Origin of the sequence: Stenotrophomonas pictorum JCM 9942, from assembly GCF_001310775.1 — a bacterium.
In the GTDB taxonomy this organism is placed as follows: Bacteria; Pseudomonadota; Gammaproteobacteria; order Xanthomonadales; family Xanthomonadaceae; genus Stenotrophomonas; species Stenotrophomonas pictorum.
In genome coordinates this window covers 1-771 of record NZ_BAZI01000719.1, presented here as the reverse complement: position 1 = coordinate 771, position 771 = coordinate 1, and the positions used below count along the sequence as shown (strand labels likewise).

At 68.6% G+C, this 771-nt stretch carries 1 protein-coding gene; it reads left to right on the top strand.

The annotated features are described in order from the left end of the window. The first annotated feature begins 151 nt into the window (after window positions 1–151). The gene (locus JCM9942_RS17270) at window positions 152–760 is read left to right on the top strand and encodes an ECF-type sigma factor (RefSeq protein WP_054661035.1); all 609 of its coding nucleotides are present in this window, start codon (window positions 152–154) and stop codon (window positions 758–760) included. Window positions 761–771: the final 11 nt, after the last annotated feature.

Genomic DNA, 771 nt, shown 5'->3' with positions numbered 1-771 from the left:
ACCGAGATTTGCCGCAGTCTGCGGGGGCCGGCGCCTGGGCCGGTACTCCCAGCTGCCGCTCTCCCAGACCATTGGCTACCGGCGGTGAGTCCACCTGATCACGGTATCGTAGCGGTCGGTGCTGCGACGAACGATCTCGAGCCGAACTTCTATGAATCAGAAAGCAGATTGCTCAGGTGCCGCGGATGTCCACGACCCCGAGGCGGGGCAGATCGCGCACCTGCTCGAACGCCTCCAGGCTGGTGAGGCCGAGGCCCTGTCCGACCTACTTCCCCTGGTCTACTCGCAGCTGCGGGCGATCGCCCGCCGCCTGCGCCGCCGAGACGAGCTCGGCAGCCCCACCTTGAACACCACGGCGGTGGTGCACGAGGCGTATCTCAAGCTCGCCCGCAACGATCAGCGATTCGCCGACCGCGTCCACTTCTTCGCCGTGGCCTCGACGGCGATGCGCCAGCTCCTCGTCGACGCCGCCCGCAAGCGGGGCCGCCACAAACGAGGAGCCGGAGTCGTGCCGGAGCCCCTCGACCAGCGGCAGATCTCGATCGACGACCAGAGCGCCTTCGTGCTCGAGCTGAACGAGGCGCTCGAGGTCCTCGGGAAAGAGAGCCCACGCCTGCTCCGGGTCGTCGAATGTCGTTACTTCGGCGGCCTGAGCGAGGAGGAGACCGCCGAGGCCCTCCAGGTGAGTGTCCGGACCGTGCGGCGCGATTGGACCCGAGCGCGGGCCCACTTGGCCGTGGCCTTTGCTCCGCAGCGATGACGCCGGGCGCC